This window comes from Halolamina salina (genome assembly GCF_042678005.1).
In the GTDB taxonomy this organism is placed as follows: domain Archaea; phylum Halobacteriota; class Halobacteria; order Halobacteriales; family Haloferacaceae; genus Halolamina; species Halolamina salina.
Window position 1 is genome coordinate 2157 of record NZ_JBHUDH010000056.1, and the last position, 5081, is coordinate 7237.

Consider the following 5081-nt stretch of genomic DNA (forward strand, 5'->3'; position numbering starts at 1 on the left):
ACGACGATCGCGCCGAGAAACGATGATCTGCTCACTCTCTCCCGGCGTGTCCGGAGCGACAAAAACCTCGCGTCGGAGTTACCCGTCGAACAGCTCCCGGCCGGCGCCGTCGGTGACGGCGCCCGCGGCGTGCTCCATCGCGTGGCGCATCTCGGCGAACGCGGCGGTGTCGCGTGTGGAGGGTCGCATGACACGAACTCACACGGTCCTCCCTTGAGTATCTTCGGGGGGTATGGCACAACGGCTATGGGACGCCCGGCCCCATTCCGTCCCATGACGACGAGCGACTGGGGCGACTGGCTCCCCCGCGCGATCGAGTCGGCCGATCCGGACTCCGTCGCGGTCTGGTATCTCGGCTGTAACGGGTTTGTGTTGAAGGGGAGCGAGGGGACGACGCTGTTCGTCGATCCCTACGTAGGCACCGGCGACCCGCCGCGGACGGTCCGGATGATCCCCGTCCCGTTCGATCCCGCGGACGTGACCGATGCCGACGCGGTGTTCGCGACCCACGAGCACAGCGACCACGTCCACGGCGAGTCGCAGGCGCCGATCCTCGAAACTACGGGCGCGCCCTTCGTCGCTCCCGACGCGTCGATCGCGGCCGCACGCGAGGCGCAGTCGTGGGAAGACCGCTGGGCGCTCGACGACGGCCAGTTCCAAGAAGTGGCCGAGGGCGACGTGCTGGAGGTGGGCGAGTTCACGGTCCACGTCGTCGAGGTGAACGACCCAGACGCCGAGCATCCGGTGGGGTACGTGTTCGAACACGAGTCCGGGACGGTGTTCCACCCCGGCGACTCGCGGCCGGCGGACTCCTTCGGGCGGCTGGGCCGAGAGTTCGACATCGACCTCGGGATCGTCGCGTTCGGGAGCGCGGGGATGATCCCGGACAAGGAGACGCGGGAGCCGACGTACACCAAGTGGTACAACGACGAGGGGGAGGCCGTCGAGGCCGCGAGCGCGCTCCGGGTCGACCGGCTGCTGCCGACCCACTGGGACATGTGGAAGGGACTCACCGCCGACCCGACCGCGCTCCACGAGCACGTCGACTCCTTCGAGCACCCGCGGTCGCTGGAGCTGGTCGAGATCGGCGACCGAGTCGATATCTGATCGGCGGCGAGGCCGAGGAGCAATCCGAGACCGCCGCCCGGTTTCGCGTTCAGTACGTCCAGAGCCGCTGCACCCGGGAGTCGATCGCCGGGTGGCGCTCGCGGAGCCGTTCGGGGTCGGTCTCGCCGTCGACGTTGATCACGTGGACCTCCCCCCGCTGGCCGCCGTAGACGTCTTGGAAGTCGTACACCGCGCCGACGACCTGCACGCGGTCGTCGACGTCCTCGCTGTCGCGCAGGAACTCGACCTGTCGGTCGACGTTGTACTCGACGAGCCGGTTCACGGCCTCGTCGTGGTCCAGCCCGTCCGGGAGCTTCTCGAGGCCGGACTCCAGCCCCGGCGCGAGCAGGTCGATGCAGTGTTCGATCCCCGGCGGCTCCGACACGCCGTCGGTGAGCTGGTCGTACGTCGCCGTCACCGCCCCGCAGCCGGTGTGGCCGAGGACGACGGCGAGGTCGGTGTCGGTGTGTGCCAGCGGGTAGAGCACGTCGCCGGAGACTCGCTGGCCGGCGTCGGTCTGCTGGACGACGCGGTTCCCGATGTTCCCACAGCTGAACAGGTGGCCCGGCTCGTCGTTCCCCCAGACGTGATCCTGCAGCACCCGGGAGTCCGAACAGCAGACCGTCACCGCGTCCGGCTGCTGTCCGTGCTGGAGGTCGTCGAACCGATCGTCGAACGCCGCGGCGTGGTCGGCGTTGCGGTCCAGCATGTCGAGGAACGTCTCGTCCATGTGCGACCCCGCGGTCCGTCGTCAAATAGCTCCGACGATCCGCGCCGGCCCGAAACAGTTAGGACACTGACTCAACGATCCAGTGACGTGTCTCGGCTCCACGGGCAGTCCGCCCGGATCACGCTCGCGCTCGTGGGGGCCACTGCGGTCGTCGTCGCCGAACTCGCCGCGATCGCGCTCTCGGTCGGCCTCTCCGCGGCGGGAGTCGTCCCGCGCTCCGCATCGCTGCTCCCGATCGTGGTCGTCAGCCTCGCCGCGGCCGCGCTCGCGGTCGGGGTTCGTCGCCGCGCCGGCGGGAAGGCGTCGCTCGCTGTCTCGGGGGTCGTGCTGATCGTCGCCGCGCCGGTCACGGCGTTCGGCGGCGGCTGCGGGCTGGCCGACCGGGGGGCGATCCTGTTCCGGAGCGGCGTCCGCATCGGCGTCGCCGTCGGCGACTGCGTGACGTTCTCCAACGGCGCGTTGCTGGTGCTCGGCTACGGGCTGCTGTCGGCCGGGCTCTGGCTCGCGGCGGACGAGCTACCGAACGTCGGTCGGTTCAGGTCCCCGAGACGCGCCGACTAACGCCACTCGATCCGGAACACTTCGACCTCGATCTCCGCCCGCTCGCGCTCGTGGTGTTCGTACAGCCGCGGGATCTCGAACTCCGCGGCGAAGGCGTGGGTCACCTCGCCGCCCTCGTCGTCGGCGAACGACTCGACGAACTCGCGGCTCCCGGCGTTGTGGATCGAGTAGGAGACGCCGGCGACCGACGCCGCGGTTTGGAGAAACGCCCGATCGGCGCCTTCGTTGCCCGACTGGGCGCCGAACGGCGGGTTCGTGACGGCCGTTGCGACCGAGTTCGCGGGGAGCGGCGGGTGCGTCGCGTCGGCGCGGAGCCAGTCGACCGCCGTTTCGGGGGCGACCGCGCGTTCGTTCTCGCGCGCGACCGCGAGCGCGTCGGCGTCGCGTTCGAGTCCGAGCACCCGCGCGGGATCGCGACAGGCGGCCGCGAGCGCGAGGAGTCCCGTGCCGGCACCGAGGTCGAGCACCGTTCGACCGGCGATGTCGCCTTGGAGATCCGCGAGGTGGAGAAGGTGAGCCGCGAGGTCCGGCGGCGTCGGGTACTGTTCGAGGGCCACGTCGGGGTCGCGGAACCCCGCGAGCCCGTGGAGTCGTTCGGCCAGCGCCCGTTTGCCCATTCAGGCCGCCACGTCGAGACCGTCGACCGAAAGGGTGACGCCTTCCCGGCGGGCGCGCTCCTCGAGCGCCTCCAGCGCCGGGCGGACCTTCTCGGGGTCGCTCACGTCCTCGATCTCGACGCGGACGACGCCGACGCCGAGGAACGCGCCCGCCCGAACCACGTCACGCAGGCGGTCGGCCTCCTCCTGCGTCGCGAGCGAGCAGTCCTCGGCGAAACAGGCCTCGACGGTGAGTTCCGCGGGCTGGTACCCTTCGGTGGCGAGTTCGGCCTTCAGCTCCCGCAGGTACTCCGGGGCGGTCGTCGACAGCGACGACGCGGTGAGTTCGACAGGCTCGACGTTCGACGGGCGACAGGAGTCCACTGCCGATTCGACGCGCGTGGGGCTCGTGCTCATACGACTCCATAGCCACTGGTTATCCAAAAAGGTTTCTCAATACGCAGTAGTAATCAGAGACGGGCGACTACCGGCCCGCCGGGGCGACAGGTGGGATGCGGCAAGAATTCCCGGACTCCGCCACGTACGGCGATTAGTTCTGTGCTCATGTTGAGGACGGAAAAAGTCTTATCTGTCGGGGTCACCAGAAACCTTTTAATGGAACGTCCGAGCCGGGAGCGACAGCGGGAGTCGGAGGACGAGGAGGAGTCGGCCGACGAAGTTCTCACCTGCCCGGAGTGTGGGTCAGACGAGGTCGTCACCGACGACGACCAAGGCGAGCTCGTCTGCGACGACTGCGGACTGGTGCTCGACGAGCGCCAGATCGACCGCGGCCCGGAGTGGCGGGCGTTCAACCACTCCGAGCGCCAGAGCAAGTCCCGGGTGGGTGCGCCGATTACCGAGACGATGCACGACCGCGGGCTGACGACGACGATCGACTGGAAGGACAAGGACGCCTACGGGCGGTCGCTCTCCTCCGAGAAGCGCAGTCAGATGCACCGCCTGCGGAAGTGGCAGGAGCGCATCCGGACGAAGGACGCCGGCGAGCGCAACCTCCAGTTCGCGCTCTCGGAGGTCGACCGCATGGCCTCCGCGCTGGGCGTCCCGCGATCGGTCCGTGAGGTCGCGTCGGTGATCTACCGCCGCGCGCTCAACGAGGACCTGATCCGCGGGCGCTCGATCGAGGGCGTCGCGACCGCCGCGCTGTACGCCGCCTGTCGGCAGGAGGGGATCCCGCGCAGCCTCGACGAGGTGGCGGAGGTCTCCCGCGTCCCCCAGAAGGAGATCGGCCGCACCTACCGGTACATCTCCCAGGAGCTCGGCCTCGAGCTCAAGCCGGTCGACCCCAAGCAGTTCGTCCCGCGGTTCGCCTCCGAACTCGGCCTGAGCGAGGAGGTCCAGTCGAAGGCGACCGAGATCATCGACGTCTCCGCCGAGCAGGGGCTGCTCTCGGGGAAGTCCCCCACCGGGTTCGCCGCCGCGGCGATCTACGCCGCCTCGCTGCTCTGTAACGAGAAGAAGACCCAGCGCGAGGTCGCCGACGTGGCGCAGGTGACGGAGGTCACCATCCGGAACCGCTACCAGGAACAGATCGAAGCGATGGGCTTCCGGTAGCCCGCACGGTCCGCTCCGACGTTCTTCCCACTCGACGTTCTCTTCCGCCTCAGGCCGCCACGAACACGATCAGCCGTCGGTTCGTGAGGCCCTGCTCGATCGTGTAGCGCTCGTACTCGGAGAGCCGATCGGCGACCGCGAGCCGGTGGTCGGGCGTCGTGACGACCACCGGCGGCGCCGAGTCGGGCATCGCCGACGGCGCGGCGACGCTCTCGGTCCCCGCGCCGGCGCGCTCGACGTACCACGACAGCGGGAGCCGCGCGGTGAACGCGGCGCGCGCCCGCCCGGGCACCGGCGGCCGATCGAGCACTGTCTCGTCCTCAACGGCGAGCGCCTCGCCGACGTAGAGCACGCCCGTTCCCTCGTTCCCGGCGACAGCGTCCTCCATCGCGCTCACGGCCGTCCGGTACTCGCTCCCCGGCTGGGCGTACCCCGGGAGCGCGTCGCCGGCCGCGGGATCGTCGTACACCTCGCCGGCGATCACTGCGCCGGAGTGGAGGCCGGCGGCGGAGAGG

Annotated in this window: 6 protein-coding genes and 1 pseudogene; 3 read left to right on the forward strand and 4 right to left on the reverse strand. The window is 69.9% G+C overall.

The window, feature by feature from the left end:
• Positions 1–273 precede the first annotated feature (273 nt).
• Positions 274–1107 carry an MBL fold metallo-hydrolase gene (locus ACFR9S_RS06640; RefSeq protein ID WP_379732555.1) on the forward strand — a complete coding sequence of 278 codons (834 nt, stop codon included), beginning with the start codon at positions 274–276 and terminating at the stop codon, positions 1105–1107.
• A gap of 49 nt (positions 1108–1156) precedes the next feature.
• On the opposite strand, the gene ACFR9S_RS06645 is transcribed toward ACFR9S_RS06640, so the two are convergent.
• Complete coding sequence (locus ACFR9S_RS06645) at positions 1157–1837, reverse strand: carbonic anhydrase (protein WP_379732556.1); 681 nt, start codon at positions 1835–1837, stop codon at positions 1157–1159.
• Positions 1838–1924: 87 nt separating this feature from the next.
• Between ACFR9S_RS06645 and ACFR9S_RS06650 the strand changes: the two genes are divergently transcribed.
• On the forward strand, positions 1925–2398 hold the full coding sequence (locus ACFR9S_RS06650) for a hypothetical protein (protein ID WP_379818310.1): 474 nt from the start codon (positions 1925–1927) through the stop codon (positions 2396–2398).
• Here the strand turns inward: ACFR9S_RS06650 and ACFR9S_RS06655 are convergent.
• Positions 2395–3015 carry an METTL5 family protein gene (locus ACFR9S_RS06655; protein WP_379818311.1) on the reverse strand — a complete coding sequence of 207 codons (621 nt, stop codon included), beginning with the start codon at positions 3013–3015 and terminating at the stop codon, positions 2395–2397. The two genes, ACFR9S_RS06650 and ACFR9S_RS06655, sit on opposite strands and share 4 nt — an antisense overlap.
• Positions 3016–3411, reverse strand: a complete 396-nt coding sequence (locus ACFR9S_RS06660) for a hypothetical protein (protein WP_379732594.1) — start codon at positions 3409–3411, stop codon at positions 3016–3018.
• Positions 3412–3609: 198 nt separating this feature from the next.
• On the opposite strand from ACFR9S_RS06660, the gene ACFR9S_RS06665 reads away from it, so the two are divergent.
• On the forward strand, positions 3610–4566 hold the full coding sequence (locus ACFR9S_RS06665) for a transcription initiation factor IIB (RefSeq protein ID WP_379732593.1): 957 nt from the start codon (positions 3610–3612) through the stop codon (positions 4564–4566).
• Positions 4567–4615: 49 nt separating this feature from the next.
• On the opposite strand, the pseudogene ACFR9S_RS06670 reads toward ACFR9S_RS06665, so the two are convergent.
• Positions 4616–5081: pseudogene (locus ACFR9S_RS06670) on the reverse strand (hypothetical protein); the annotation flags it as partial.